Source organism: Polaribacter sp. Q13 (assembly GCF_016858305.2).
In the GTDB taxonomy this organism is placed as follows: domain Bacteria; phylum Bacteroidota; class Bacteroidia; order Flavobacteriales; family Flavobacteriaceae; genus Polaribacter.
The window spans coordinates 3,253,891-3,279,769 of sequence record NZ_CP074436.1 but is presented as its reverse complement, the minus strand read 5'-3'; the positions used below and the strand labels follow the sequence as shown (position 1 = coordinate 3,279,769).

Below are 25,879 nucleotides of genomic sequence, written 5' to 3'. Positions count from 1 at the left end.
CCATGAAATTAAAAAACATTATTCTATTTATATTACTATTCTATTCTTTAAATACAACCATTGCACAAGAACAAAAAAACGGCATAGATTCTGAAGAAAAAGGAATTACAATAGCAAACTTTTTAAAAATGTCTGGTAATTGGTTTATTGCTTATAGAGATGGTATTGCCCAAACCCAAGCCGATGATGAAATAGGTATTATAAATGAACACAAAAGTGCATTTGTTTTAAAACGAAGTTATTTTACTTTAAAAAAAGACTTAGACAAAACCTTTTCTGTAAGATATACTATGGATTTAACGGTAGATAGAGATGGACCAGATGCTGGTAACATAGAAACCAGATTAAAATACCTTTATGTAAAAGCTAAACCTAATTTTAATAGTAATGTATTTACAGGAAACTGGATAGAAGTAGGTATGGTACACACTCCTTGGTTAGATTATGAGCAAAAAATAAACACTTACAGAGTGCAAGACAATATGTTTATTGAAAGAAATAAAATTTTTAACTCTGCCGATTTTGGTGTAACTTTTGGTGGTAATATTGGCCCTGTAATGAATAAGAAATTTTTAAAAGAAGTTAACGGAGCTATGCCTGGTAAATACGCAACCTATGTAATTGGTATTTATAATGGAGCTGGATATTCTGGTGAAGAAAAAAATAATAATAAAATAATATCTGGCCGATTATCTCTTAGGCCTTTTGCTAATACGTTACCAGAATTTCATATAAGTGGTTATTTTAATGTTGGTAAAGGAAATAGTGAACAAGCCCCCAAATTTAATCAACTATTAGGTTTTGTTACTTACACAAGTAAACAACTAACACTAACCGCACAAGCACACCGTGGTATAGGAGATTTTAGAGCAGCCTATTTATATGAAGGCACAAACAAACCTATTAAAAACAATGGATATAGTTATTTTGGTGAATATAAAATAAAAAAAACACCATTCGCTATTTGGGGAAGATATGATTCTTTTTACTTAAAAACGGATGATGTTAGAGGTACCAAACGTTACATAGGCGGCGTGTCTTACACTGTTAATAAATATTTACGTTTAATTGCAAACGCAGAACACAATGACAAGGCATTAAACGAAAATAATATTTATGAATTAAATCTTGAAGTATCATTTTAAACACCTACTAGCATGAAAAATATTTTATTTCCTACAGACTTTTCAGAAAATTCTTTAAACGCATTTGCATACGCAATGGCATATGCCCAAAAATTAGAAGCTACTTTAATCGTATATCACTCTTACCATGAAGATGTTTTAGTTGATGAAAAAACACAAACCATTTATGATAAAATTGATATTGATAACTTTAGAAACAAGAAAGATAAATTTCCGCCTTTTGAAAAACTAATTAAAGCAAGTAAAAAAGGTAATTTAAAAGTAAAATACATTGTAGACCAAGGTGTCTTTGTAAACTCTTTGTTTAAATATGTTGCCAAAAGAGATGATAAAATAGAGATTATTATAATGGGAACACAAAATACCGGAAATAGCAGTCTGTTTAACATTTTTATGGAAACAGATACCATTAAAATCTTAGAAGAACTAGACAAACCCGTTATTGCCGTTCCTTCTAGAGCAAAATTTGACGGAGAATTGAATGATATTATGTTTTTAGTAGACTATAGAGACGAAGAAATTATTCCATTAGAAAAACTCACCAAAATTGCAAAAGAATTTAAAGCCAATTTACATGTTGTTCATTTTGATTTAGCCCATGGAGAATCAATTACTCCGCTAATGGATAAATTTAAAGGAAACATAAATGTAAATTATAACAAAACACAATTTATTTCTATAGATTCTATAAATTTAAAAAAATCACTTACAACGTATTGCAAAGACAATAAAATAGATATTGTTTGCCTAATAAATCAAGAACGTAATTTATACCAACGCTTATTTACCTTTAGTTTGGCAGAAGATTTAATAAATCATATAGACATACCGGTAATGGCAATTTACATAAAATAACATTTTTAATGACTAACTAAACCACCAACTAAATCATTTTTAATATTTTTGATGAATGGATAAACACAATATTATTAAGAATACCATTCAATTTGCAAAAAAGGAATTAAAAAATGCCGAAGGCGGACACGATTGGTTTCATATAGAACGCGTATATAAAAATGCTGTTTTAATTTCTAAAGATGAAAATGTAGATGCTTTTGTGGTTTCTTTAGGTGCTTTATTACACGATATTTCCGATCCTAAGTTTTATAATGGTGATGAAACTGTTGGACCAAAAATAGCCACTGAATTTCTAGAACAACAACAGGTAGATAAAGAAATTATTAACCATGTTATTAATATTATAAAACATATTTCTTTTAAGAATTCTTTTGATAAAACGGGTAAGAAATTTACTTCTAAGGAGTTAGAAGTTGTGCAAGACGCAGATAGATTAGACGCTATTGGAGCAATAGGTATTGCACGTTGTTTTAATTATGGTGGCTTTAAAAACAGACCACTTTATGATCCGGAAATTGCACCTAATTTAAACATGACAAAAGAAGAGTATAAAAATTCTTCTGCACCAACCATTAATCATTTCTATGAAAAATTACTTTTATTGAAAGATAAAATGAACACTTCTTCTGGCCAACGAATCGCTGCAGATAGACATTCTTTTATGGAAACGTTTTTAAAGCAATTTGATGATGAATGGAACGGTAGTAAATAAATTTTTCTTATTGCACCAAACTAATCATTTCACTTCTATATTTTGATGCTGATTTACCTGTAAATTCTTTAAACAATTTATTAAAGTGAGAAAAGTTATTAAAACCACATTCAAAACAAATATCTGTTATACTTGTCTGACTTTCTGATAGTAATTTAGTTGCATGTACAACTCGGTATTCATTTACCAATTTTGTAAACGTTTTACCGGTTGTTTTCTTAAAAAATCTACAAAACGCAGGAACCGTCATACTAACTAGGTCAGAAATTTCATCTAAACTAATGTGTTGATTAAAATTCTCGTTTATATGTTTAAAGATAACATCTATTTTACTACTGTCTTGTGGTTGTGTTTCAAATGCAAAACCATCTGCATTTAATAGAACATAATCTTCAGACTTAGAAAGAGTATGTAATATTTCTAACAAAATTAAAATTTGTTTGAATCCTTTTTTTTCTGATAACCTCTCTATCCTTGGACCTAGTTTTTGTTTTGTTTTTACACCAAAAAGAATTCCTTTTTTTGCTTTTTCAAACAAAATACTAATCGGTTTCATTTCTGGTACTTCAAAAAAATCTTCTCCTAAAAAATCTGGTTTAAACTGTACTAATGTTTCAGATCCGTTAGTGGTTAGCCTATCTGTAAAACCATTATGTGGCAAATTAGAACCTATTAATAATAACTGACTATTATTAAAGTAAGATAAATGATTACCAATATGTCTTTTCCCCTTTCCTTTATTCACATAAACTAATTCGATTTCTGGATGAAAATGCCAGAATGCCTTTATTTGCTTTAAAAACTCTGTATGTTTTTTTACAAGTATTGAGCTTCCAAAATCTGGACTAATTTTCTCTAAAGTGGGTTTCACATTCATAATATAGTATTATTGAGCTGCAAATTTACGACACTAAACCCTAAAAACGTGTATAAAATTAACAAAATTATACGCTATATTAACTTTACTTTGTTTTTACATATAAATAACAGATAATTTAGCATATAAACTTACCAATTTTGATGTTTTTAGACTAAAACTTCTGCCATAATTTTGCAGTGTTATTAATCATATAAATGACAAATAAAATGGAAATTAAGAAAATAATATTAGTTGCTTTAATGTTCGGAACATTAATAACTAACGCAAACGACAAAGATAATACCAACTCTAAAGAAGCTAAGAGAACTGTTAAAGTTGAATTTAATAATGTAAAAAAAGGTCAGACTTTAACCATTAAAAATGCCAACGGTTTAACTGTATATAATAATGACATTCAAAATTCTGGAGACTATTCTAGAACATTTGATTTTTCTGCTTTAGAAAACGGAATTTATTCTGCTGAGTTAAATAAAGACTTCGAAATTATTATTAAACAATTTTACGTTGAAAACGGATTGGTTACTTTTTTAAATAACAAGAATGAAAAAATATTTAAACCAGTAATTAGAACTGAAAATAATTTGTTATATGTTTCTAAAATTGCTTTTAACAAAGAACCTTTAAAAGTTGTTATATATTTTAATAATGAAGTAGTTCTATCTAACACAATACAAGGAGAAAATATCTTAAAAAGAATTTATAAGTTATCAGAAAAAAAATCTGGAAACTATAAAGTTGTTATTAATTCTGATGACAGAACTTACGTTAAAGAATTTACAATATAAAAATTTAGTTAATTGTTTCGTTAAACTACTGCTATAGTTTAATGGTAAAAGCGAGTCCAAAAGGACTCGCTTTTTATTTGAAACACTTTTTTTTAAAATAAATAAAATTACCACTATTATATGCTATTTTAACTTAACAATAAATTAACATCAATCAATAGTGATAATATAACACATAATTGTACCAATTTTGATGTTTTTAAAACTTAATTACCACCATACCTTTGTAGTGTTATTAATCATATAAATGACAAATAAAATGAAAATTAAAAAAATAATATTAGTTGCTTTAATGTTCGGAACATTAATAACTAACGCAAAGGACAAAGATAATACCAACTCTAAAGAAGCTAAGAGAACTGTTAAGGTTGAATTTGCTAATGTAAAAAAAGGTCAGACTTTAACCATTAAAAATGCCAACGGTTTAACTGTATATAATAATGACATTCAAAATTCTGGAGACTATTCTAGAACATTTGATTTTTCTGCTTTAGAAAACGGAATTTATTCTGCTGAGTTAAATAAAGACTTCGAAATTGTAATTAAACAATTTTATGTTGAAAACGGTTTGGTTACTTTCTTAAACAATAAGAATGAAAAAATATTTAAACCAATCATCAGAAATGAAGGACATTTATTATATGTTTCTAAAATCGCTTTTAACAAAGAGCCTTTAAAAGTTGTTATTTATTATAAAGGGAATACGATTTTATCTGAAACCATATCTGGTAACGATCTTTTAAAAAGAGTGTACAAATTATCAGAAAAAAAAGTTGGTAATTATACTGTAGTTATTAATTCTGATGACAGAACTTATACCAACAACTTTACAATATAAAAATTTAGTTAATTGTTAGGTTAAACTACTGCTATAGTTTGATCGTAAAAGCGAGTCCAAAAGGACTCGCTTTTTATTTGAAAACACTTTTTTTTAAAATAAATAAAATTACCACTATTATATACTATTTTAACTTAACAATAAATTAACATAAATCAATAGTGATAATATAACACATAATTATACCAATTTTGATGTTTTTAAAACTTAATTACCACCATACCTTTGTAGTGTTATTAATCATATAAATGACAAATAAAATGAAAATTAAGAAAATAATATTAGTTGCTTTAATGTTCGGAACATTAATAACTAACGCAAACGACAAAGATAATACCAACTCTAAAGAAGCTAAGAGAACTGTTAAAGTTGAATTTAATAATGTAAAAAAAGGTCAGACTTTAACCATTAAAAATGCCAACGGTTTAACTGTATATAATAATGACATTCAAAATTCTGGAGACTATTCTAGAACATTTGATTTTTCTGCTTTAGAAAACGGAATTTATTCTGCTGAGTTAAATAAAGACTTCGAAATTATTATTAAACAATTTTACGTTGAAAACGGATTGGTTACTTTTTTAAATAACAAGAATGAAAAAATATTTAAACCAGTAATTAGAACTGAAAATAATTTGTTATATGTTTCTAAAATTGCTTTTAACAAAGAACCTTTAAAAGTTGTTATATATTTTAATAATGAAGTAGTTCTATCTAACACAATACAAGGAGAAAATATCTTAAAAAGAATTTATAAGTTATCAGAAAAAAAATCTGGAAACTATAAAGTTGTTATTAATTCTGATGACAGAACTTACGTTAAAGAATTTACAATATAAAAATTTAGTTAATTGTTTCGTTAAACTACTGCTATAGTTTAATGGTAAAAGCGAGTCCAAAAGGACTCGCTTTTTATTTGAAACACTTTTTTTTAAAATAAATAAAATTACCACTATTATATGCTATTTTAACTTAACAATAAATTAACATCAATCAATAGTGATAATATAACACATAATTGTACCAATTTTGATGTTTTTAAAACTTAATTACCACCATACCTTTGTAGTGTTATTAATCATATAAATGACAAATAAAATGAAAATTAAAAAAATAATATTAGTTGCTTTAATGTTCGGAACATTAATAACTAACGCAAAGGACAAAGATAATACCAACTCTAAAGAAGCTAAGAGAACTGTTAAGGTTGAATTTGCTAATGTAAAAAAAGGTCAGACTTTAACCATTAAAAATGCCAACGGTTTAACTGTATATAATAATGACATTCAAAATTCTGGAGACTATTCTAGAACATTTGATTTTTCTGCTTTAGAAAACGGAATTTATTCTGCTGAGTTAAATAAAGACTTCGAAATTGTAATTAAACAATTTTATGTTGAAAACGGTTTGGTTACTTTCTTAAACAATAAGAATGAAAAAATATTTAAACCAATCATCAGAAATGAAGGACATTTATTATATGTTTCTAAAATCGCTTTTAACAAAGAGCCTTTAAAAGTTGTTATTTATTATAAAGGGAATACGATTTTATCTGAAACCATATCTGGTAACGATCTTTTAAAAAGAGTGTACAAATTATCAGAAAAAAAAGTTGGTAATTATACTGTAGTTATTAATTCTGATGACAGAACTTATACCAACAACTTTACAATATAAAAATTTAGTTAATTGTTAGATTAAACTACTGCTATAGTTTGATCGTAAAAGCGAGTCCAAAAGGACTCGCTTTTTATTTGAAAACACTTTTTTTTAAAATAAATAAAATTACCACTATTATATTCTATTTTAACTAAATAATAAACCAACACTAATCAATAGTGATAATATAACATATAATTGTACCAATTTTGATGTTTTTAGAACTTAATTACTACCATACCTTTGTGGTGTTACTAACCTTTAAAAAAGAAAAGATGAGAACAATAATGAAAACAATTTTAGTAGTAACATTAATGTTTGGAACATTAATTAGTTACGCAAACGACAACAAGAAATCTACTAATGCAGTAGCTGCAAAAAGAGTTAAAGTTGAATACAAGTCTGTAAAAAGAGGACATGCTCTAACTATTAAAAATGAAAATGGATTAACAATATATAAACAAGTCATACAAAGTTCTGGAACCTATTCTAAAACATTCGATTTAACAAACTTAGAAGATGGTTTATACACCACGGAACTTGAAAAAGACTTTGAAATTATTGTAGACAAAATTGAAGTTAAAGATGGTTTTGTTACTTTCTTAAATGAAAAAAGTGAAACAATTTTTAAACCAGTAATTAGAACGGAAGGAGATTTGGTTTTAATTTCTAAAATTGCTTTTAACAAAGAACCATTAAAAGTAATTTTATATTATGACAACCACGTTATTCTTTCTGAAAAAGTTGAAGGGAATAAACTTATAAACAGAGTTTACAAATTAACCAACACAGAAAAAGGAGCATACAAGGTTGTTATTTACTCAGACAATAAAATGTATGAAAAAGAATTTACAATCTAAAAAACTATTGAACTCATCAAACTACTGCCATTTTGATGATAAAAGCGAGTCCCCTGGGACTCGTTTTTTTGTTAATGAAAGAATCATTTTCTATTTCATTCAACATACAGATTTTAAGGAATTAACCAAAATATATACATAATTACCTTAACATTTAATTAATGTTTTAATAATAGATAAAATAGGACACAAACCTACCAATTCTGATGTTTTTAGAACTGAACTTCCAACATATCTTTGTAGTGTTATTAATCTTTAAATCAAAAGAAATGAGAACCACAATTAAAACAATCTTATTAGTAACATTAATGTTTGGAACATTGATTAGTTACGCAAACAACGACACAAAATCTACTAACGAAGTAGCTGTAAAAAGAGTTAAATTTGAATACAAAGCTGTAAAAAAAGGCCATGCTTTAACTATTAAAAATGAATATGGATTAACAATATATAAACAAGTCATACAAAGTTCTGGAACCTATTCTAAAACATTCGATTTAACAAACTTAGAAGATGGAATTTACACTACAGAACTAGACAAAGACTTTGAAATTATTGTTAAGAAAATTGAGGTAAAAGAGGGCTTTGTTACCTTTTTAAAAGAAGAAAACAAAACAATTTTTAAACCTGTAATTAGAACAGAAGGAGATCTGGTATTAATTTCTAAAATTGCTTTTAACAAAGAACCATTAAAAGTAACTTTATATTATGACAACCATGTTATTCTTTCTGAAAAAGTTGAAGGTAATAAACTTATAAACAGAGTTTACAAATTATCTAACGCTGAAAAAGGAGCGTATAAAGTTGTAATTTTTACTGATAACAGGTCTTATGTAAAAAACTTTAGAATATAAAATAATCATAAATTTCTTCATCAAACTACTGCCATACTTTGATGTTTAAAGCGAGTCTAATTTAGACTCGCTTTTTTATTTATAACCAATTTAAAAATTTGGCTTTCTCTTATCCAAAAAAGCTGAAGTACCCTCAACAAAATCATCAGTACCAAAACATTCTCCAAACTCATCTATTTCTACATCAAAACCATTTATTCCATCCTCAAAACCAGCATTAATTGCTCTAATTGCTGCAGAAATTGCCACAGAAGAATTTCTTGTAATTTTACTTGCAATTTTTTCTGCTAACGGTATTAATTCTTCTTGTGCAGTAACATGATTTACCAACCCACATCTATATGCATCTTCAGCAGAAATCATACCAGCAGTCATAATCATTTCCATTGCTTTACCCTTACCAACTAATTGAGGCAAACGTTGCGTACCACCATAACCAGGTATCACACCTAAAGAAACTTCTGGAAGCCCCATTTTTGCATTCTCTGATGCTATTCTAAAATGACAAGACATTGCCAACTCTAAACCTCCTCCTAATGCAAAACCATTAATAGCTGCAATTACTGGAGTAGATAAGTTATCTACATAATCAAATAAAGTATGATGCCCTAGTTTAGATAATCTAGCTCCTTCATCTACAGAAAAATCTGCAAATTCAGAAATATCCGCACCTGCAACAAAGGCTTTTTCTCCACTACCCGTTAAAATAATTGCTCTTATATTTTCGTCATCTTCTAAATCTTCAAAAGCTGCATTTAATTCAACAATTGTAGCTTTATTTAGAGCATTTAATTTTTTTGGTCTGTTGATAGTTATTTGAGCTAAACTATCTTTTTTCTCAACTAAAATATTTTCAAATTTCATTACTTATAAATTTAGTTACCTATCTATTCATTTCTAGGTGATGATTAACATTAACTTTTTGGTAAGACTACAGTAAAAACAGTTCCTAATCCTTCTTTAGATGTAAAAGAGATAGATCCATCATAAGCCTCTATAATATTCCTTATCATACCTAAACCTAATCCCATTCCGCTTGATTTAGTTGTAAATTTAGGCTCAAAAATTAAATCTTTTAAATCTTCCGATATTCCTTTTCCATTATCTGAAACTGTAATTACTATATTTAAATTTTCCGAGAAAATTTTAACTTCAATTAAAGGGTTTTCTTCCTTATCTACAGCCTGAATAGCATTTTTAACTAAATTAGTTACCACTCTTATCAATTGAGTTTTATCTAAATTAGCATATAACTCTTCTTCTTGTGGATAATATTTTATATACCGCTCTGTAAAAATATCTAGCGCAAACTTTACAACACTAATTAATTCTATTTGTTCTTTCTTTTGAGTTGGCATTTTTGCAAAATCAGAAAAAGCAGAAGCTATAGAACTCATTACATCTATTTGCTGTATTAAGGTTTGGGAAAATTCTTTTAACTTCTCTTTTGCCTTTTCATCTAAAGGATCAAATCTTCGCTCAAAACTCTGAACGGTTAAACGCATTGGGGTAAGCGGATTCTTTATTTCATGAGCTACTTGTTTTGCCATTTCTCTCCAAGCTTGTTCTCGCTCACTTTTTGCTAATTTAGCAGCACTTTCTCCTAATTCATCAATCATGTGATTGTATGCCTCTACCAAAATTTCTATTTCTGAGCTCGCCTTGTCTAGAATAATTTTTTCATTCCGTTTATTTAAACGGGTTTGCTGCATTTTTTCTGAAATGGTTTTTATAGACCTTGTAATATAACTTGATAAAAAATAAGCTATTGCAATAGCTATCAAGAACATAAGTATATAAACCACCCCTAATCTCAACATAAATTCTCTTAATTCGTGTTCTATCTCTGAGTTATCTTGTGTAAACTGGAGTTCTAATATTCCTATTCTTTTAAATTTCGGATCATGAATAAAAGAAAATGACGATTGAAAACTAATCCCATTTTCTTCGCTTGTTTTTAATATTTTATGATTAGAATTATTTGCCAATTCCTTTAAAACATTCACCGGAATAGGATTTGAATCCACTTTTTCAAAGGCACTTGCAGTGGATGATTTTAATAAATTACCTTGTAAATCGTAAAAAGAAATATTCAATTTGTTTATAGACGAAATTTCAAAAATACGCTCCTGAAATATTTTAGATAAATTTTCTGTATTTACAGGATAGGTTGTTTTATTTTTAAGTTCTAATTCAATCGTTTCTTTTGTGGTTGCTTCCTTACGTTCAAAACGTTGAATATTATAGTCTTTTGTCTGTTCATCATATTGATAAATAGTGACTACCAAAATTAATACGGATGCCAACAACACCAATAAAATCATTGATAAAAAAATACGTATTCTTAAAGATATCTTTTTTAAAATTGCCAAATCTAGTCTATTTTTATTCTCTTGGTTTTCATTGTTAACAAATCATCATAATCCCCATCCTCATCCCAATCATACTTACTTTTCCCTATAAAACCTTCATTCGTTTTTGTTATATGATAACTCACTTTCATATCTCTACCTCCATAAGTAAAAGCTACTTTTAAAGAATCTCCTATAACATCCCACTTTCCATCAGCTCTAGAAACTTGCACTCCTTTTTTATTTTTAAACCAAGCCGAAAAAGTACCATCTTTATTATATTTAGATTGGGCTACTAATTCCGGATTATCATCAAATTTATCTTCATAAACCTGCAAAGAGTCTGTTTTATTAACAGTATACATTTCTATTTTTAAATAGGTAGTTTCCCAACTATCTACCATAAAATCTTTCGTAGAAAGTTCAGGCTCACAACTCATAAAAAGAATTCCAAAAAGAGTGCAGAAAAATAAAGTTTTTGTTTTCATTTTTAATTCAAAATTAAGGTTCTGTAAACTAAAAAATTTAAAGAATCTAATTTACAACTAATTTAGCTCTTTTTTAGCTTCCTTAAACTCTTCTGGAGTATTTATGTTTCTGATAAAATCATCATCAATTTCTAAAATTTCAACATCCGAATTAATTAGCACTTTTCTAGGACAAGAATAACCTTGTGCTAAATATTGTAATAAAACAGAATACGCTTTTGGCTCATAAATTGTAATTAAAGGCTCTGGAAAATCTTTATCCTTCCCCTTAATTGCTGTCGCAACTTTACTGGGGTCTCTATGTTTTAGAAGCAATTGAATAAGCGTTGCATTTATAAAAGGAACATCGGTTGCCAATACAAACCAGGCTGTATTTGGATCTTTTTGAAAAGCAGAACAAATTCCGCCAAACGGACCTAAATTTATAAACTTATCAGAGATTTCACCTTCTTTTTCGGTATCACCTCGAGACTCGTTTAAAGGTTTAACGGAATAAAACGTTTCTAAATTGTTACTTTCTAACAATTCTTTTACTATTTCTTTCTGAGGCTTTCCAAAATAATCCAATTTAGATTTATCTTGCCCCATACGTGTACTTTTACCACCAACGAGAACCAATCCTTTAACGGGAGCAATTTTTTCCTGAATTAGGTTCTTAATATGATTTGAGATTGCATCAACTTCATCAATAGTGTAACACGTAATATTTTTTATCTGGGGATATTTGTCCTCTAAAAAATCAAAATATTTAGATTCCGAATTTAGTTTTATTACAAACTGAATACGATCTAATTGTTCTAATCTTTTTAATACAGAAGCTTCTTTAGCTTCGTCTAAAATTAGGATTTGCTTTGCTCCTTGATAATGATTTCCGTTGATAAAAACATAATCGAATGGTGCAAAATCTAAACGTTGCTGAAACTTATTTATATTTCCAGAAGTGGTTATTTGTAAATTTCCTTCGTGATGAAAAACATATTCAGACAACTTATTTTTTGCAACATCTTTTGCGTGAGAAGCATCAAAATAAGCTAATTTATAATTCGATAAATTTTGAGAAACCTTATGAACTAAATCAGAAATATTTCCACAATTTGTTCCTAAAATTGCAATTTCATTGGGCGCAAAATTATCATTATCTCTTCTTTCTAAATTGGTATGTTTGCTATGTTTTTTCATTTTATTCTTTTATTGTTTTATTGTTTCTAAAACAATTGTCATTTAGAAATGAGCTTTTTTTTAAGCGATCTAGAAATCTCATCATTTAGAACTCCAAAAATTTGTAATCTTATGCGGTCTCCCCTTAAGAAGAAACAACAAAACTGTGCCGAATTAGTTAACCGTTACAATATATACTTTAAAAATTAGATTCCTCAATCGACTAAAAAGTCTCATTTCGGAATGACAGGTTCACTTTTATATCAAAAATAACATAAGAGTGTTTCTTCCCTTCGGGAAGATTAAGAAGGGCTTTTAATATCAGACTTACCACCTGTTTTTTCTAATAACTTTACTTCTTTAATTACCATTTTCTGACTGATGCTTTTACACATATCATAAATGGTTAAACACGTAATATTTGCACCTGTTAAAGCTTCCATTTCTACACCGGTTTTACCTGTAATTGTAACTTCACAAAGAACTTCAACACTTTCTGAATCTATAATATTGATATCAATATTTACCCCATTAATCAATAGCGGATGGCACATTGGTATTAATTCTGATGTTTTTTTTACTCCTTGAATTCCGGCAATAATTGCCGTTTGAAAAACAGGTCCTTTTTTAGTAAATAACTCATCATTTGTAAAATGAGCAATGACTTCTTTTCCTAAAAACATCGTTGCTTTTGCAATTGCCGTTCTTTTGGTAATTTTCTTATCAGAAACATTTACCATTTTAGGATTTCCTTTTTTGTTTATGTGGGTAAAATCACTCATTATTTATATCTATATGTTCTCGATACAATTCCGATGAAAAATCGGAATCACTCAAACTGACAGTATGTAAATTACAAATTGATAAACACACAGTCACTTCGAATGAAATTATTTTTTCAAGAATTTTGTATCGAGAAGCTTTTTATTATTTAAATTTCTTCTTTGCTAAATTAGGAAGTTTTTCATACTCATCATTAATTAATGCCTCCTTTTTAGCCTTAGACCATTTTTTATTTGCTTTTCGGTGTCAATTGCAAATCCAGCAACTGTAAATTCGCAATAAAAGACTAATTCTAAAGGTTGTCTTTTGTATGTGTAACTTTCTATATGCTTTCCTTGTTGATGTTCAAAAAAACGTTTCTCTAGATTTGAAGTAAAACCTGTATAATAGGTGTTATCCGAGCATTTCAAAATATAAACATAATAGATTTTCATGGTTTTAGATTAAAATGTTCTCGATACAATTCCGATAAAAAATCGAAATCACTCGAACTGACAGTATTTCAATTACAAACAGATAAACACAATGTCACTTCGAGTGAAATTCTTTTTTCAAGAATTTTGTATCGAGAAGTTTTGTTAATTATTTATAATCTCCACCTTCTAAAAAGGTTCTCGATTCAAATTTTTCGTACCTCAAAATCCCCTCGAACTGACAGTGTATAAAAAGCTATAATTACCTATACTTTAAAACCGGAAAAACTTCCCCTTTTTTAAACGCTATTTTATCATTTGGTAATTGAATAAAAGCATCTGTTTTTACCAAACTTGCTAAGTCTCCAGAACCATTTCCATTAATTGGAGTGGCAATTAAATGCCCAAACTTCGAACTTAATTTTACTTGTAAAAAGTACGTTAAATTAGGTTTAAAAGAAACATCAGCATTTAATATTGCTGTTTCAGCTTCCATCTTTATTCCTATAGATTTATAATACCAAGGATAAAAATACGCCAAACAATTTACAAAAGTAGAAATTGGATTCCCAGGAAACCCGAAGACATTACAGATATCCGTTTTACCATAAAAGAAAGGTTTCCCTGGTCTTTGAGCAACTTTATGAAACAGTTTTTCTACGCCTAATTCATCAAAAACTTCAGGTAAAAAATCATATTTCCCTTTACTGACGGCTCCACTAAAAAGCAATACATCATATTCTTGTAAGTAACTTTCTATTTTCGACTTTAAAATAGGTTTATCATCTGCAATATGAGCTGTTTCTGAAGGAATATTCAATCTTTCTAACAAAGACACTAATGTAAACACGTTGCTTCTTCTAATTTGATGTTCGAGCGGAATCTCATCAACACCTACCAATTCATCACCTGTAGAAACAATCATTACTTTGGGTTGTTTTGCAACTTTTACTGTCGATTTACCAACCGTTGCTAATACACCAATTTCTGCAGCAGAAATTATTGTATTTTTTGTAATCAACACATCTCCAACTTTTCCATCTTTTCCTTTTGCATGCACATTTTGACGGTCGCAGACCGTTTCTATATTCACTCTTGCTTTTCCATTTTTAATTTCTACATCTTCATATCTAATAACCGTATTTACATTATTAGGTAAAACCGCTCCTGTCATTACTTCAATGCAATTTTCAGAATTTTGAAGTGTAATTTGTTTACTCCCTGCAGCTTGAATTCCTTCTATTTTAAAATCTCGTTGTCCGTTTTTAAATTGTAAAAAATCAATTGCAATTCCATCCATAGAAACTCTATTAAATGGTGGAAAATCTCTGTCTGCAACAATAGTTTCTTTTAAAATTCTACCTACAGATTTTATAAACGGAATTTCTTCCAATTCAAAATTTTGCGTTGAATTTAAAATGGTTTGTAAAGCTTCTTTTACTGAAATCATTATTTTAAATCTGTATTTTTCTTATGCTTAATCGTGTAATTGTTAAACCTAGTATACACAATTAAACACTTACACGATTACACTTTTGCTATCCTCCAATGGTACTCATACTTTCTGAAGCACCACCATCCTTTCTATTCGCTTCTGCTATAAAACCATTTTCAGGCTTCTGTTTTACCAAACCTAAAAACAGTTCTTTTAAATCGTCATTAGAAGCTCCTTTCCTTATAAAATCTCTTAAATTAAAAACACCATCATCAAACAAACAATTTTTAAATGTTCCTGTTGATGTTATTCTTATTCTATTACAATCATTACAAATAGTTCTGGTAAATGCAGGAATAATCCCAAAAGTTCCTAAATGGTTGTCTACTTTATAATTTCTAGAAGTTGATGATTTTTCTGATTGGATTTCCTTTACATCAAACTCCGTTTTTACTTCATTTAAAATCTTATTGAAAGTCCAATTTTCTTTCATATCGCGTTGTCCTTTTCCGTTAAAAGGCATTTCTTCAATAAAACGAACCGCAACATTTTTGTCTTTTGTCAATCTTACAAAATCTACAATTTCATCCGTATTAAAACCAGATTGCACTACTACATTCAGTTTTAAATTCAAACTACTTTTTTCAAGTAACTTAAAGGTTTTATAAACCTCCGGATATACATCTCTTCTTGTAATTTTGGCAAACTTTTCTCTATCTAAACTATCAATACTTAAATTGATGTTTTTTACTTTTTTTAGCTTTTCAATTTTATCAATATGATGAGAAATTAAAGCTCCATTTGTAGTAATATTAATTGCTTCTAACAAATCGTTATAAGACAACATTTCTAAAAAACCAACAAAATCTTTACGAACAAAAGGTTCTCCACCAGTTAAACGGACTTTATTAACACCCAATTCTGTTAACACCCTAATTAAGCGATACATTTCTTTAAAAGTAAGTAGTTCTTGCCTAGGAACAATATCTATTCCATGAGCGGGCATACAATATTGGCAACGCAAATTACAACGATCAGTTACTGCCAATCTTACGTATTCCATTTGACGTCCAAAATTGTCTACGAGTTTGCTCATTTAATTAGGTAATTTTTTACTTAAAATTCCGTAGATAAATGTTCCTAAAAGTGCACCAACTAATAAAATAATTGCCGGTACTAATTTAAACCCAAGAATCACAAAAATTGGTGCTGCACAAGCCCCAGAAATCCCCCAACCTAAACCAAAAAATGTTCCTCCTAAAAGAGTACTTATAACCCCTTTTTTCTTTTTCTCTGGAACAATTTTATTACCATCAATATCTTTTATAACTCCTTTTTTAAACAATTGCATAAATATTGCAGAGATAACAACTGCGCCCCCAATAATTCCATACATATGAAAAGATTGAAACTTAAACATTTCGTAAAAACGATACCAAGAAATGGCCTGTGATTTACTAAGAACAATAGCAAAAAAGATTCCTAATACTAAAAATTTAATATTTTTCATACCTAAAATAAAATTGGAATTATAACCCAAGTAGCAATAATACCACCAATAAAAAAGCCTATTACAGACAATAAAGACGGTAATTGCAAACTACTTAAACCTGTAATTGCATGTCCAGAAGTACAACCACCAGCATAACGAGTTCCAAAACCAACTAGAATTCCTGAAACTAGTAAAATTAAAAAACCTTTAATGGATAAAAAGGATTCGGCTCCAAAAATCTCATCTGGAAAATATTGATTTCCAATATTGGCAAACCCTAAATCTGTTAATTCTTTAACCGTTTTCGGGTTCAAATCTATATCTTGATTGGGAATTAAATACTTTGCAGAAATAAAACCTCCAATAATTAACCCAACTACAAACATCAATGCAAAATCTCTATCTTTCCAATCTTTCTTAAAATAATCGGAAAACTTATCGGCACCTGCCAAAGTACAAAGCGTTTCAAAATTTTTTGAAGCGCCAAAGTTTTTACCAAAATAAAAATATAATAATAGCGAAATAGCTATAAGTGGGCCTCCCACATACCAAGCCCAAGGTTGTAATATAAAATTCATTTTAAATTTTATCTTTTAAATAATTCATAATTAATTTTGTAGCTCCAAGATGATCTTGAATATATCTTTTATTAATGACTCCTGTTAATTTCCTAAAGTTTTCATCATTTTTTAAACTGATAAAATTTGATGTAAATTCTTCTTGATTTTTGATTGAAATACAACCTCCAATTTTCACTAAATCTACAGCTTCTTTAAATTTGTCGAACTTATCACCAATAATAACAGGAATTCCGAAAGTTGCAGGTTCTAAAATATTATGTAAACCTGTTTTTAAACCTCCACCAACATACGCCAAATCTGCCCCAGCATAAATTTTGGTTAAAATACCAATCGTATCAATAATAAAAACCTGGTATTCAGCTAGGTTTTTATCCGCTTTTGCGGAAAATAAAACAGTTTTTTTGTTTATCGATTTCTGTAATTCTAAAATTGCATCATTCTTAATATTATGAGGCGCAATAATAAATTTTTCATCTTCAGATGCTTTATTATTAATGTAATTTACCAATAACGTTTCATCTTCTTGCCAAGTACTTCCCGCTACAACTGTATATTTATTGTTTTTAAATTGATTGATAAAATCTAACGAATTATCTTGTTCTAGTATTTTAGAAACTCTATCAAAACGAGTATCTCCTGCAATGGTAACGTTCTTAAAATTAATTGAATTCAATAATTTTTTAGAATTTTCATCTTGCACAAAAAAGTAATGAAAGGCCTGTAATGAATCTCTCATAAAACCGCCATAACTTTTAAAGAAAAGTTGCTTCTCTCTTAAAATACCAGAAACTAAAATAGTAGGAATTTCTTTTGATTTTAATTCACCTAAAAGATTTGGCCAAAATTCATATTTAATAAAAACTGCTAGCTTTGGGTTTACAATTTCTACAAATTTTCTTGCATTCGATTTAGAATCTAAAGGCAAATAACAAATAACATCTGCTAAATTATAGTCTTTTCTAATTTCATACCCAGAAGGGGAAAAAAAAGTGACTAAAATTTTATAAGTTGGGTACTCTTTTTTAATTTCTTCGATAATTGGTCTTGCCTGCTCAAACTCCCCTAAAGAAGCAGCATGAAACCAAATTGTATTTTCGTTTTTTAAGGAAGCTATTTTAGAAAACGTTTCTTTTCTTCCATCAATAAAAAGTTTTATTTTTTTATTAAAAAGAGCTACAATTGGTAAAAGAAAAATTGCTTTAAAAACAACAAGATCATATAAAAATTTCATAAATGTAAAAATACAAAACGGATTTTTCCTAAAACAAAAAAACGCCCAAACATTTACATGTTTGAGCGTTTTTAAATTTTAAAAGCTAAATTTCTTAAGCTTCAAATGGAGTAATAGATACATATGATCTATTATCTTTTTTCTTACGGAATTCTACAACACCGTCAACCTTTGCATGTAAAGTATGATCTTTACCCATGTAAACGTTTTCTCCTGGATTGTGAGTTGTTCCTCTTTGACGAACAATAATGTTACCTGCAATTGCAGCTTGTCCTCCAAATATTTTTACTCCTAGTCGTTTCGATTCTGATTCTCTACCATTCTTCGAACTACCTACACCTTTTTTATGTGCCATCTTATTGAGTTTTTATAGGTTAAAGTTAAATTTTTAGGAATTATTTTTCAATACCTCCGTCTAATCTATCTTGTAATTCTTTTAATTCATCCCACTTACCTTCTGCAGCTAAACCAGCTTGTTTAGGCCAAGTAGTTGTTACTAAATGAGATAATCTAGAACTTGCTTCAGTTAAGATTTCACTCAATTTTGCTGGATCTGCTTTTGCTACTTTTGCAAAAGTATCTAAACCTGCATTTACTAAAGCTTCTGCAGCTTTAGGTCCTGCACCTTCAATTTTCTTTAAGTCGTCTGCTTTAGCAGATTTCTTTGGAGCAGCTTTTGCTTTTGGAGCAGCTTCTTTTTTAGGAGCAGCTTTTTTAGAACCAGAAGCAGCAATAGATTCAATAAGAATCTCGCTTAAAAATTGTCTGTGTCCGTTTTTCTTAATGTAACCTTTTCTTCTTTTCTTCTTGAAAACGATTACTTTATCACCTTTTAAGTGACTTAAAATTTGAGCTGTTACTGAAGCTCCTTCTATAGCTGGGGCGCCAATAGTTACATTACCTTTTTCATCAAGTAAAAGTACATTATCAAAAGTAACTTTTGATCCTACTTCTCCTTGTAAACGGTGAACGTAAACTTTTTGGTCTTTTGCAACTTTAAACTGCTGCCCTGCCATCTCTACGATTGCGTACATACTATTTGTTTTGCGTTTATTACTAATTATTTTGCAGTTTCCTAATGAAAATGCGGGTGCAAATATACATCTTTTTTAGAACTAACCAATATAGTTTTTATAAATACTTCTATCAAAATCAAGAGAATACCTTTTCTTTATAAAAAACTACTTTGTCTTATTTACAAAGTATACACCTAAAAGTATAATTACACCTCCAATAAGCTGAATGAAACTTAACTTTTCACCATCTAACATTCCCCATAAAATAGCCACAATAGGAATTAAATAAGTTACTGATGATGAAAAAACTGGAGAAGAAATATGAACTAACTTATTATAAATTGTTTTTGCAATAGCCGTACCAACAACAGATAAAACAGCTAAATAACCCAATGAATGCATGAGAACCTCATTATCTGTATCAAACGTATTAAAAAAATCTGTAAAACTTAAAACAAAGGTTGCAGGAATAATCAATAATAAAAAATTACCGGTTGTTATTGCCAATGCATCCAAGTCATACAAATATTTTTTAACCATATTGGCATTAAAAGCATACCCAACAGAAGCAATTATAATTAAGAAAGCATACCAATAATTTTGATTTGGGTTTACATCTGCTCCTTCTAATATTAAAATTAGAGTACCTATTAAACCAATCAAAATTCCATACAACTGAGCTTTTCTAAAAGCAAAACCAAAAACAATTGCTCCAAAAATTAAAGTATTAAAAGGTGTAAAAGAATTTAGAATAGACACAATAGCACTATCTATACTGGTAATTGCAAAAGCAAATAGAAAACCGGGTATAAATGTACCTACAAGTGCTGTGTATGCAATATATTTCCAATGTCTTTTCTTTATTTTTTTTATGGATGGAAAAGCGAAAGAAAGTAAAAATATAGCCGTAAAAATCATTCTTAACGCTCCTAATTGAATAGGAGTTACCCCTAAAAGAGCTTTCTTCATTAAGATAAATGAACTACCCCAAACTATTGATAAAATAATAAGGTAAAACCATTTTTGTTGCTGATTATTCATTGACTAAAAAAGTATTCTGTAAAAATCCGACAAAAGTTTAAATTTCAGTACTTTTATTGATAAATTTGCATAATAATTTTACAATTTAACCTTATGCAATTCGTTAAGGGGTTATTCAAATTATTTTTTAACTCAAATATTTATATTCTAAATCTATTTTTATGAAAATTAAAAAAATATTATTTTCTTTTCTACTTGCTTGTTTCGTTTTAATTGGCTGTAAAAGTGAAGCAAAAAAAGAAGTACTTCCTGTTAACAAACAAAGTGTTTCTTTAGCAATTTCTGGAATGACCTGCGAAATTGGTTGTGCAAAAACTATTCAATCTAAATTATCTAAAAAAGAAGGTGTTATAGATGCTAAAGTAATTTTTACAGATAGTATTGCCAATATTCAGTTTGATGCAAACACCACTTCTAAAGAAGATTTAGCTTCTTTTGTTAGCGGAATTGCTGGTGGAGAACTTTACAAAGCCTCTATCTCATCAAAAGAATAACTTTTTTAAAAAGTTAACAACAAAATCATATATCAAAAAAAAAGCTGAATCTCAATTGAGATTCAGCTTTTTTTTACGCCTTAACTTTAATTACATTTTCTGTAACCAAGTTTTTACAGCTACTTCTGCTTTTATAATTTCTTTTAAATCTGCAATAGCAACTCTTTTCTGCTCCATCGTATCTCTATGTCTAATAGTAACACATTTATCGTTTAAAGTATCATGATCTACGGTAATACAAAATGGTGTTCCTGCAGCATCCTGACGTCTGTAACGTTTACCAACAGCATCTTTTTCATCGTAAAAAACGTTGAAATCCCATTTTAATTCATCCATAATTTCACGCGCTACTTCTGGCAAACCATCCTTTTTAACTAAAGGAAAAATAGCTGCTTTAAACGGTGCTAAAACCGATGGTAATTTTAAAACCGTTCTTGTAGTTCCGTTTTCTAGCTCTTCTTCTACTAGAGAGTGAGAAAAAACAGCTAAGAACATTCTATCTAAACCAATAGATGTTTCCACCACATAAGGTGTGTAACTTTTATTTTCTTCATGATCGAAATACTGTAATTTCTTACCAGAAAATTTTTCATGTGCTTTTAAATCGAAATCTGTACGAGAATGAATTCCTTCTAATTCTTTAAATCCGAAAGGAAAATTAAACTCAATATCTGCAGCAGCATCTGCGTAATGTGCTAATTTATCATGATCATGAAAACGGTAGTTCTCTGCGCCCATCCCTAAAGATAAATGCCATTTTAAACGCGTTTCTTTCCATTGATCATACCATTCTTTTTGAGTTCCTGGTTTTACAAAAAATTGCATTTCCATTTGTTCAAACTCACGCATTCTAAAAATAAACTGTCTTGCAACAATCTCATTTCTAAACGCTTTACCAGTTTGCGCAATACCAAAAGGAATTTTCATTCTTCCTGTTTTTTGCACGTTTAAGAAATTTACAAAAATTCCTTGTGCCGTTTCCGGACGTAAATATAAATCCATTGCAGTTTCTGCAGAAGCACCTAATTTGGTACCAAACATTAAATTGAACTGTTTTACATCTGTCCAATTTCTAGAACCTGTTAAAGGATCTGCAATTTCTAATTCTTCAATTAACAACTTTACATCGGCTAAATCTTCTTTTTCTAAAGAAGCACCCATTCTTGCTAAAATGGTATTTATTTTTTCTTGATACCCAACTACTCTTCCGTTGGTAGCCAAAAATTCTTCTTTATTAAAAGCATCACCAAAACGTTTTGCCGCTTTAGCAACTTCTTTATTTATTTTTCCTTCAATTTTAGCGCAATATTCTTCAATTAAAACATCAGCTCTATAACGTTTTTTAGAATCTTTGTTATCAATTAATGGATCATTAAAAGCGTCTACATGCCCAGAAGCTTTCCAAGTTGTAGGATGCATTAAAATAGAAGCATCTATACCCACAATGTTTTCGTGCATTTGCACCATTGCTTTCCACCAATAATCTCTAATATTTTTCTTTAGCTCAACTCCGTTTTGAGCATAGTCGTAAACCGCACTTAAACCGTCATAAATTTCAGAAGACTGAAATACATAACCATATTCTTTAGCGTGCGATAATACTTTTTTAAATTGATCTTCTTGTTTTGCCATAATGGCGACAAATATACATCAATCTAAAAATTTATCAATAAAAATTTAACCTACTTTTTTACAATGATAAACAAAGGCTGGAGGAAAATTTAAGGGCTCAAAACCTAAAGATATAGATTGATTAAACATACTTTTAAGTTTTTTGAAATATGTTAAACTATACTGAAACTGAATAAATGTTCCATTATCTTCTAGAACATCAAAAGATTTCTCTAAAATTTCATTTGTAACTTCTTCTGGAATGATGGTTAACGGCAAGCTAGAAATAATATGACAGGTTTTATGAAAGTTTAATTTTTTTAACTCTTCTCCAATTTTTTCTGCAGAAGACTTCACCACAACAAGCTGTTTATTTTTTATGTCTGATAGTTGATCGTAAAAATTATCATTGATCTCAAAACAAATTAAAGTAGCATTTTTAGGTAATTTTTCTAAGATCAGTTTCGTTATAACTCCATCTCCTGGTCCAAATTCAACTAAAACCTCCACTTTAGAAAAATCTATTTTTTTTAGCATTCTTTCTGCTAAAAACCGAGAACTAGGCGTAACGGTTCCTAATGTTTTTAGATTTTTAATTGACTCTTTCAAAAAATTTAACCTGCTAATCAAATCTCGTTCTTAAATTATATTATTATCTTTCCAAAAAAAGACTTTGTAAAAATGCGAATTTTAAAAGACTTATTCAATCTTTTTTATCCTAAATTATGTGCTAATTGCGACGACCAACTAACACAGAACGAAAATGTAATCTGTACATTCTGTAGGCACGACTTGCCTTTAACCAATTTTACAAACTACACAGAGAACAAAATATCTAAAACTTTCTATGGACGAGTTGCCATAGAAAAAGCATATTCTTTATTGTTTTATAGAAAAGAAGGCATCACAAAAAAGTTAATACACGAATTAAAATACAAAGGAAATGAAGAAATAGGCATCTTTTTTGGTAATTGGTTAGGAGAAATTTTAAAAGAAAATAATGAATTTTCAGACATCAATATTATTATTCCAGTTCCGTTGCATCCTAAAAAACGTAGGCAAAGAGGGTATAATCAGGTTTCGAAATTTGGAAACATGTTAAGCAATCACTTAGAAAAACCGTTTAAAGAAACAGTTTTATTGAGAACATCTACATCAAAAACCCAAACTTTTAAAGCTCGTTTTGAGCGTTTTAATAATAACGATACAAAATTTCAGTTATCTAACTTAACTGCCTTAAAAAACAAACACATTTTATTAATTGATGATGTAATTACAACGGGTGCAACCTTAGAAGCTTGTGCAAAAGAGTTGCAAAAAACCGAAGGTGTAAAAATCAGTATTTTAACAATGGCATATACCGAATAAAATTTATGCTTTTTAAGTCAAAAATATATTGTTAATTTGTATCAAATTTACTTTTTGTGAAACCCATTTTTAGATTTATTTTTTTTAGCATTTCAATTGTAATTTTAACCAACTGCGCAAGAACAGGAAACCCAGAAGGTGGGCCTAAAGATGAGGATGCACCTTTGTTTGTAACCTCTAAACCGGCTTATGAAACTATTAATTTTGACGCAAAAGAAATAGAGTTAAATTTTAATGAGTATATAAAATTAAAGGATTTAAACAAACAGCTTATTGTTTCTCCTCCTTTAAAAACACCTTTATTGGTAACCCCACAAAGTACCGCAAGCAAATTTTTAAACATACAAATTCTTGATACTTTAATTAAAAACACCACCTATATTATAAACTTTGGTAATGCTATTGAAGATAATAATGAAGGAAATAAATTAGAAAGTTTTAAATATGTTTTTTCTACAGGGAAATATATCGATTCACTGTCTACTTCTGGTAAAATTAAAGATGCATATTCAGATGAAAGTCAGAAAAATATTAATGTGCTGTTATATAAAATAGATAGTTCTTTTACAGATTCTATCGTTTTTAAAAACAAACCAAATTATGTAACAAACAGTTTAGATACCTCACTATATAATCTTACTAATTTAAAAGAAGGTAAGTATCTAATGATTGCCCTAAAAGAAACTACCAACGATTACCTTTTTAATCCAAAGGAAGATAAAATAGGTTTTTTTACAGACACCATAACTTTACCTAGAGATAGTATTATTAAAAAACCAATTGTATTATTTAAAGAAACGCAACCTTATCAATTTAAACGTGGTAAAGAAATTACGAGAGGTAAAATTGAATTTGGCTATGAGGGCGAAATAAAAGATCTAAAAGTTAAAATTATTTCTGATACTCCTGATGACTTTAAGAGTGTTTCTAAATTTGAAATAGACAAAGACACCCTAAACTATTGGTACAAACCTTTTGAAGCAGATTCTTTAAACTTTATAGTTACCAACGACAATTTTATAGATACCGTTACCGTAAAACTTCGTAAGAAAAAGATTGACTCCTTAATTCTAAGCGCTTCTACTGAAGGGACGCTTCATCTTAGAGATACTTTTTTTATGAAAGGAAATAACCCGCTTGTGAAAATTGATACGAGTAAAATTACCCTTGTAGATAAAGACACGTTAACGATTCCTTTTGTTAGTTTTATTTCTGATAAAGAAAATAAAATAGCTTTGGTTTTTAATAAAAAACCACAACAAAAATATGCCTTAAAAATGATGCCGGAAGCTATTTCCGACATATTTGAACAAAAAAATGATACCTTAAATTATAAATTTACAACAAAAGAAATTGAAGATTACGGAAGAATAACAATGGATATTGTAAATGAAACTTCTAATCATTTAATTATTGAACTTTTAGAAGGAAAAGACAAAGACAAGCTTATAGAAACAAAGTTTATTTCTGGTTCCGGGCAAATACAATACAATCTTTTAGAACCTAAAAAGTACTATATAAGAGCTATTGTTGATGAAAACAAAAATAATAAATGGGATACTGGTAACTACTTACTAAAACAACAACCAGAAAAAATTATCTATTATTCTGAAGAATTAGAAGTAAGAGCAAATTATTATTTAGATGGAAATGTGTTTACTGTTAAAATCCCAGAATAAGTTTAAAAACTTGTCATGCTGAGGCACAAGACAAAAAAAATTCTCAAGCATTAATGATGACGTACAGCTTTATCATTTCGACCCCAAGGGAGAAATCACATAATATTGCTCAATTTTGCGTTCTCTTCTTTATGAGACTTCTCCCAA

28 protein-coding genes and 1 pseudogene are annotated in these 25,879 nt (G+C 28.8%); 12 read left to right on the top strand and 17 right to left on the bottom strand.

Features of this window, described 5'->3' with window-relative positions; all coding sequences use genetic code 11:
• The first annotated feature begins 2 nt into the window (after positions 1 to 2).
• Genes JOP69_RS13820 through JOP69_RS13810 form a run of 3 tightly spaced genes read left to right on the top strand, consistent with a single transcriptional unit; the run spans position 3 to position 2,715 of the window.
• Positions 3 to 1,145 (top strand): hypothetical protein, encoded by a 1,143-nt coding sequence (locus tag JOP69_RS13820; protein ID WP_203393211.1) that lies wholly within the window; start codon positions 3 to 5, stop codon positions 1,143 to 1,145.
• Positions 1,146 to 1,157: 12 nt separating this feature from the next.
• Complete coding sequence (locus JOP69_RS13815; RefSeq protein WP_203393212.1) at positions 1,158 to 2,000, top strand: universal stress protein; 843 nt, start codon at positions 1,158 to 1,160, stop codon at positions 1,998 to 2,000.
• Positions 2,001 to 2,055: 55 nt separating this feature from the next.
• Complete coding sequence (locus JOP69_RS13810) at positions 2,056 to 2,715, top strand: HD domain-containing protein (RefSeq protein ID WP_203393213.1); 660 nt, start codon at positions 2,056 to 2,058, stop codon at positions 2,713 to 2,715.
• 7 nt (positions 2,716 to 2,722) lie between these two features.
• Here the strand turns inward: JOP69_RS13810 and JOP69_RS13805 are convergent, their stop codons facing one another.
• Positions 2,723 to 3,592: an AraC family transcriptional regulator gene (locus tag JOP69_RS13805; RefSeq protein WP_203393214.1), complete on the bottom strand. Its 870-nt coding sequence runs from the start codon at positions 3,590 to 3,592 to the stop codon at positions 2,723 to 2,725.
• Positions 3,593 to 3,801: 209 nt separating this feature from the next.
• Between JOP69_RS13805 and JOP69_RS13800 the strand changes: the two genes are divergently transcribed.
• The 6 genes from JOP69_RS13800 to JOP69_RS13775 all read left to right on the top strand — a co-directional run bounded on the left by JOP69_RS13800 (position 3,802) and on the right by JOP69_RS13775 (position 8,591).
• The gene (locus JOP69_RS13800) at positions 3,802 to 4,380 is read left to right on the top strand and encodes a hypothetical protein (RefSeq protein WP_215602605.1); all 579 of its coding nucleotides are present in this window, start codon (positions 3,802 to 3,804) and stop codon (positions 4,378 to 4,380) included.
• Positions 4,381 to 4,639: 259 nt separating this feature from the next.
• A complete protein-coding gene (locus tag JOP69_RS13795; RefSeq protein ID WP_215602601.1) occupies positions 4,640 to 5,218 on the top strand; it encodes a hypothetical protein in 579 nt (192 codons plus the stop codon).
• A 260-nt stretch (positions 5,219 to 5,478) separates the two neighbouring features.
• Positions 5,479 to 6,057: a hypothetical protein gene (locus JOP69_RS13790; protein ID WP_215602603.1), complete on the top strand. Its 579-nt coding sequence runs from the start codon at positions 5,479 to 5,481 to the stop codon at positions 6,055 to 6,057.
• A 259-nt stretch (positions 6,058 to 6,316) separates the two neighbouring features.
• Positions 6,317 to 6,895: a hypothetical protein gene (locus JOP69_RS13785; RefSeq protein ID WP_215602601.1), complete on the top strand. Its 579-nt coding sequence runs from the start codon at positions 6,317 to 6,319 to the stop codon at positions 6,893 to 6,895.
• A gap of 257 nt (positions 6,896 to 7,152) precedes the next feature.
• Complete coding sequence (locus JOP69_RS13780) at positions 7,153 to 7,737, top strand: hypothetical protein (protein WP_203393215.1); 585 nt, start codon at positions 7,153 to 7,155, stop codon at positions 7,735 to 7,737.
• A 269-nt stretch (positions 7,738 to 8,006) separates the two neighbouring features.
• Positions 8,007 to 8,591, top strand: a complete 585-nt coding sequence (locus JOP69_RS13775) for a hypothetical protein (protein WP_203393216.1) — start codon at positions 8,007 to 8,009, stop codon at positions 8,589 to 8,591.
• Between the two features lie 90 nt (positions 8,592 to 8,681).
• On the opposite strand, the gene JOP69_RS13770 is transcribed toward JOP69_RS13775, so the two are convergent.
• The 14 genes and pseudogenes from JOP69_RS13770 to JOP69_RS13705 form a co-directional block, all read right to left on the bottom strand.
• Complete coding sequence (locus JOP69_RS13770) at positions 8,682 to 9,455, bottom strand: enoyl-CoA hydratase-related protein (RefSeq protein WP_203393217.1); 774 nt, start codon at positions 9,453 to 9,455, stop codon at positions 8,682 to 8,684.
• A gap of 50 nt (positions 9,456 to 9,505) precedes the next feature.
• Positions 9,506 to 10,915: a PAS domain-containing sensor histidine kinase gene (locus JOP69_RS13765; RefSeq protein ID WP_203393441.1), complete on the bottom strand. Its 1,410-nt coding sequence runs from the start codon at positions 10,913 to 10,915 to the stop codon at positions 9,506 to 9,508.
• A 50-nt stretch (positions 10,916 to 10,965) separates the two neighbouring features.
• Positions 10,966 to 11,430, bottom strand: a complete 465-nt coding sequence (locus JOP69_RS13760) for a hypothetical protein (RefSeq protein ID WP_203393218.1) — start codon at positions 11,428 to 11,430, stop codon at positions 10,966 to 10,968.
• A 57-nt stretch (positions 11,431 to 11,487) separates the two neighbouring features.
• Positions 11,488 to 12,609: an NTP transferase domain-containing protein gene (locus JOP69_RS13755; RefSeq protein ID WP_203393219.1), complete on the bottom strand. Its 1,122-nt coding sequence runs from the start codon at positions 12,607 to 12,609 to the stop codon at positions 11,488 to 11,490.
• A gap of 281 nt (positions 12,610 to 12,890) precedes the next feature.
• Positions 12,891 to 13,370 (bottom strand): cyclic pyranopterin monophosphate synthase MoaC, encoded by a 480-nt coding sequence (gene moaC, locus JOP69_RS13750; RefSeq protein WP_203393220.1) that lies wholly within the window; start codon positions 13,368 to 13,370, stop codon positions 12,891 to 12,893.
• 145 nt (positions 13,371 to 13,515) lie between these two features.
• Positions 13,516 to 13,805 (bottom strand): annotated as a pseudogene (locus JOP69_RS13745) (GIY-YIG nuclease family protein).
• Between the two features lie 241 nt (positions 13,806 to 14,046).
• Positions 14,047 to 15,234 (bottom strand): molybdopterin molybdotransferase MoeA, encoded by a 1,188-nt coding sequence (locus JOP69_RS13740; protein ID WP_203393221.1) that lies wholly within the window; start codon positions 15,232 to 15,234, stop codon positions 14,047 to 14,049.
• A gap of 88 nt (positions 15,235 to 15,322) precedes the next feature.
• Complete coding sequence (gene moaA / locus JOP69_RS13735) at positions 15,323 to 16,315, bottom strand: GTP 3',8-cyclase MoaA (RefSeq protein WP_203393222.1); 993 nt, start codon at positions 16,313 to 16,315, stop codon at positions 15,323 to 15,325.
• Positions 16,316 to 16,729 carry a YeeE/YedE thiosulfate transporter family protein gene (locus JOP69_RS13730; RefSeq protein ID WP_203393223.1) on the bottom strand — a complete coding sequence of 138 codons (414 nt, stop codon included), beginning with the start codon at positions 16,727 to 16,729 and terminating at the stop codon, positions 16,316 to 16,318. It lies immediately after the preceding gene.
• Positions 16,730 to 16,731: 2 nt separating this feature from the next.
• Positions 16,732 to 17,289 (bottom strand): YeeE/YedE family protein, encoded by a 558-nt coding sequence (locus tag JOP69_RS13725; RefSeq protein WP_203393224.1) that lies wholly within the window; start codon positions 17,287 to 17,289, stop codon positions 16,732 to 16,734.
• Between the two features lies 1 nt (position 17,290).
• On the bottom strand, positions 17,291 to 18,523 hold the full coding sequence (locus JOP69_RS13720) for a 3-deoxy-D-manno-octulosonic acid transferase (RefSeq protein ID WP_203393225.1): 1,233 nt from the start codon (positions 18,521 to 18,523) through the stop codon (positions 17,291 to 17,293).
• Between the two features lie 94 nt (positions 18,524 to 18,617).
• Positions 18,618 to 18,878, bottom strand: coding sequence for a 50S ribosomal protein L27 (rpmA, locus tag JOP69_RS13715; RefSeq protein WP_036782547.1), 261 nt, complete (start codon positions 18,876 to 18,878; stop codon positions 18,618 to 18,620).
• A 40-nt stretch (positions 18,879 to 18,918) separates the two neighbouring features.
• Positions 18,919 to 19,557: a 50S ribosomal protein L21 gene (gene rplU, locus JOP69_RS13710; RefSeq protein WP_203393226.1), complete on the bottom strand. Its 639-nt coding sequence runs from the start codon at positions 19,555 to 19,557 to the stop codon at positions 18,919 to 18,921.
• Positions 19,558 to 19,704: 147 nt separating this feature from the next.
• Positions 19,705 to 20,580: a DMT family transporter gene (locus JOP69_RS13705; protein ID WP_203393227.1), complete on the bottom strand. Its 876-nt coding sequence runs from the start codon at positions 20,578 to 20,580 to the stop codon at positions 19,705 to 19,707.
• A gap of 161 nt (positions 20,581 to 20,741) precedes the next feature.
• On the opposite strand from JOP69_RS13705, the gene JOP69_RS13700 reads away from it, so the two are divergent.
• Complete coding sequence (locus JOP69_RS13700; RefSeq protein WP_203393228.1) at positions 20,742 to 21,074, top strand: heavy metal-associated domain-containing protein; 333 nt, start codon at positions 20,742 to 20,744, stop codon at positions 21,072 to 21,074.
• 90 nt (positions 21,075 to 21,164) lie between these two features.
• Here the strand turns inward: JOP69_RS13700 and JOP69_RS13695 are convergent, their stop codons facing one another.
• Together JOP69_RS13695 and JOP69_RS13690 are read right to left on the bottom strand one after the other, a co-directional pair.
• Positions 21,165 to 22,706: a glycine--tRNA ligase gene (locus JOP69_RS13695; RefSeq protein WP_203393229.1), complete on the bottom strand. Its 1,542-nt coding sequence runs from the start codon at positions 22,704 to 22,706 to the stop codon at positions 21,165 to 21,167.
• Positions 22,707 to 22,751: 45 nt separating this feature from the next.
• Positions 22,752 to 23,294 carry a class I SAM-dependent methyltransferase gene (locus tag JOP69_RS13690; RefSeq protein WP_252191120.1) on the bottom strand — a complete coding sequence of 181 codons (543 nt, stop codon included), beginning with the start codon at positions 23,292 to 23,294 and terminating at the stop codon, positions 22,752 to 22,754.
• 72 nt (positions 23,295 to 23,366) lie between these two features.
• On the opposite strand from JOP69_RS13690, the gene JOP69_RS13685 reads away from it, so the two are divergent.
• The gene (locus JOP69_RS13685; RefSeq protein WP_203393231.1) at positions 23,367 to 24,053 is read left to right on the top strand and encodes a ComF family protein; all 687 of its coding nucleotides are present in this window, start codon (positions 23,367 to 23,369) and stop codon (positions 24,051 to 24,053) included.
• Positions 24,054 to 24,109: 56 nt separating this feature from the next.
• The gene (locus JOP69_RS13680; RefSeq protein WP_203393232.1) at positions 24,110 to 25,732 is read left to right on the top strand and encodes an Ig-like domain-containing protein; all 1,623 of its coding nucleotides are present in this window, start codon (positions 24,110 to 24,112) and stop codon (positions 25,730 to 25,732) included.
• The last annotated feature ends 147 nt before the right edge of the window (positions 25,733 to 25,879 follow it).

What these genes read in the sequence shown, in the direction of transcription:
- JOP69_RS13820 (WP_203393211.1), top strand. Translation starts at nt 3, where the DNA reads ATGAAATTAAAAAACATTATTCTATTTATATTACTATTCTATTCTTTA.
- JOP69_RS13815 (WP_203393212.1), top strand. Translation starts at nt 1,158, where the DNA reads ATGAAAAATATTTTATTTCCTACAGACTTTTCAGAAAATTCTTTAAAC.
- JOP69_RS13810 (WP_203393213.1), top strand. Translation starts at nt 2,056, where the DNA reads ATGGATAAACACAATATTATTAAGAATACCATTCAATTTGCAAAAAAG.
- JOP69_RS13805 (WP_203393214.1), bottom strand. Translation starts at nt 3,592, where the DNA reads ATGAATGTGAAACCCACTTTAGAGAAAATTAGTCCAGATTTTGGAAGC.
- JOP69_RS13800 (WP_215602605.1), top strand. Translation starts at nt 3,802, where the DNA reads ATGGAAATTAAGAAAATAATATTAGTTGCTTTAATGTTCGGAACATTA.
- JOP69_RS13795 (WP_215602601.1), top strand. Translation starts at nt 4,640, where the DNA reads ATGAAAATTAAAAAAATAATATTAGTTGCTTTAATGTTCGGAACATTA.
- JOP69_RS13790 (WP_215602603.1), top strand. Translation starts at nt 5,479, where the DNA reads ATGAAAATTAAGAAAATAATATTAGTTGCTTTAATGTTCGGAACATTA.
- JOP69_RS13785 (WP_215602601.1), top strand. Translation starts at nt 6,317, where the DNA reads ATGAAAATTAAAAAAATAATATTAGTTGCTTTAATGTTCGGAACATTA.
- JOP69_RS13780 (WP_203393215.1), top strand. Translation starts at nt 7,153, where the DNA reads ATGAGAACAATAATGAAAACAATTTTAGTAGTAACATTAATGTTTGGA.
- JOP69_RS13775 (WP_203393216.1), top strand. Translation starts at nt 8,007, where the DNA reads ATGAGAACCACAATTAAAACAATCTTATTAGTAACATTAATGTTTGGA.
- JOP69_RS13770 (WP_203393217.1), bottom strand. Translation starts at nt 9,455, where the DNA reads ATGAAATTTGAAAATATTTTAGTTGAGAAAAAAGATAGTTTAGCTCAA.
- JOP69_RS13765 (WP_203393441.1), bottom strand. Translation starts at nt 10,915, where the DNA reads ATGATTTTATTGGTGTTGTTGGCATCCGTATTAATTTTGGTAGTCACT.
- JOP69_RS13760 (WP_203393218.1), bottom strand. Translation starts at nt 11,430, where the DNA reads ATGAAAACAAAAACTTTATTTTTCTGCACTCTTTTTGGAATTCTTTTT.
- JOP69_RS13755 (WP_203393219.1), bottom strand. Translation starts at nt 12,609, where the DNA reads ATGAAAAAACATAGCAAACATACCAATTTAGAAAGAAGAGATAATGAT.
- moaC (WP_203393220.1), bottom strand. Translation starts at nt 13,370, where the DNA reads ATGAGTGATTTTACCCACATAAACAAAAAAGGAAATCCTAAAATGGTA.
- JOP69_RS13740 (WP_203393221.1), bottom strand. Translation starts at nt 15,234, where the DNA reads ATGATTTCAGTAAAAGAAGCTTTACAAACCATTTTAAATTCAACGCAA.
- moaA (WP_203393222.1), bottom strand. Translation starts at nt 16,315, where the DNA reads ATGAGCAAACTCGTAGACAATTTTGGACGTCAAATGGAATACGTAAGA.
- JOP69_RS13730 (WP_203393223.1), bottom strand. Translation starts at nt 16,729, where the DNA reads ATGAAAAATATTAAATTTTTAGTATTAGGAATCTTTTTTGCTATTGTT.
- JOP69_RS13725 (WP_203393224.1), bottom strand. Translation starts at nt 17,289, where the DNA reads ATGAATTTTATATTACAACCTTGGGCTTGGTATGTGGGAGGCCCACTT.
- JOP69_RS13720 (WP_203393225.1), bottom strand. Translation starts at nt 18,523, where the DNA reads ATGAAATTTTTATATGATCTTGTTGTTTTTAAAGCAATTTTTCTTTTA.
- rpmA (WP_036782547.1), bottom strand. Translation starts at nt 18,878, where the DNA reads ATGGCACATAAAAAAGGTGTAGGTAGTTCGAAGAATGGTAGAGAATCA.
- rplU (WP_203393226.1), bottom strand. Translation starts at nt 19,557, where the DNA reads ATGTACGCAATCGTAGAGATGGCAGGGCAGCAGTTTAAAGTTGCAAAA.
- JOP69_RS13705 (WP_203393227.1), bottom strand. Translation starts at nt 20,580, where the DNA reads ATGAATAATCAGCAACAAAAATGGTTTTACCTTATTATTTTATCAATA.
- JOP69_RS13700 (WP_203393228.1), top strand. Translation starts at nt 20,742, where the DNA reads ATGAAAATTAAAAAAATATTATTTTCTTTTCTACTTGCTTGTTTCGTT.
- JOP69_RS13695 (WP_203393229.1), bottom strand. Translation starts at nt 22,706, where the DNA reads ATGGCAAAACAAGAAGATCAATTTAAAAAAGTATTATCGCACGCTAAA.
- JOP69_RS13685 (WP_203393231.1), top strand. Translation starts at nt 23,367, where the DNA reads ATGCGAATTTTAAAAGACTTATTCAATCTTTTTTATCCTAAATTATGT.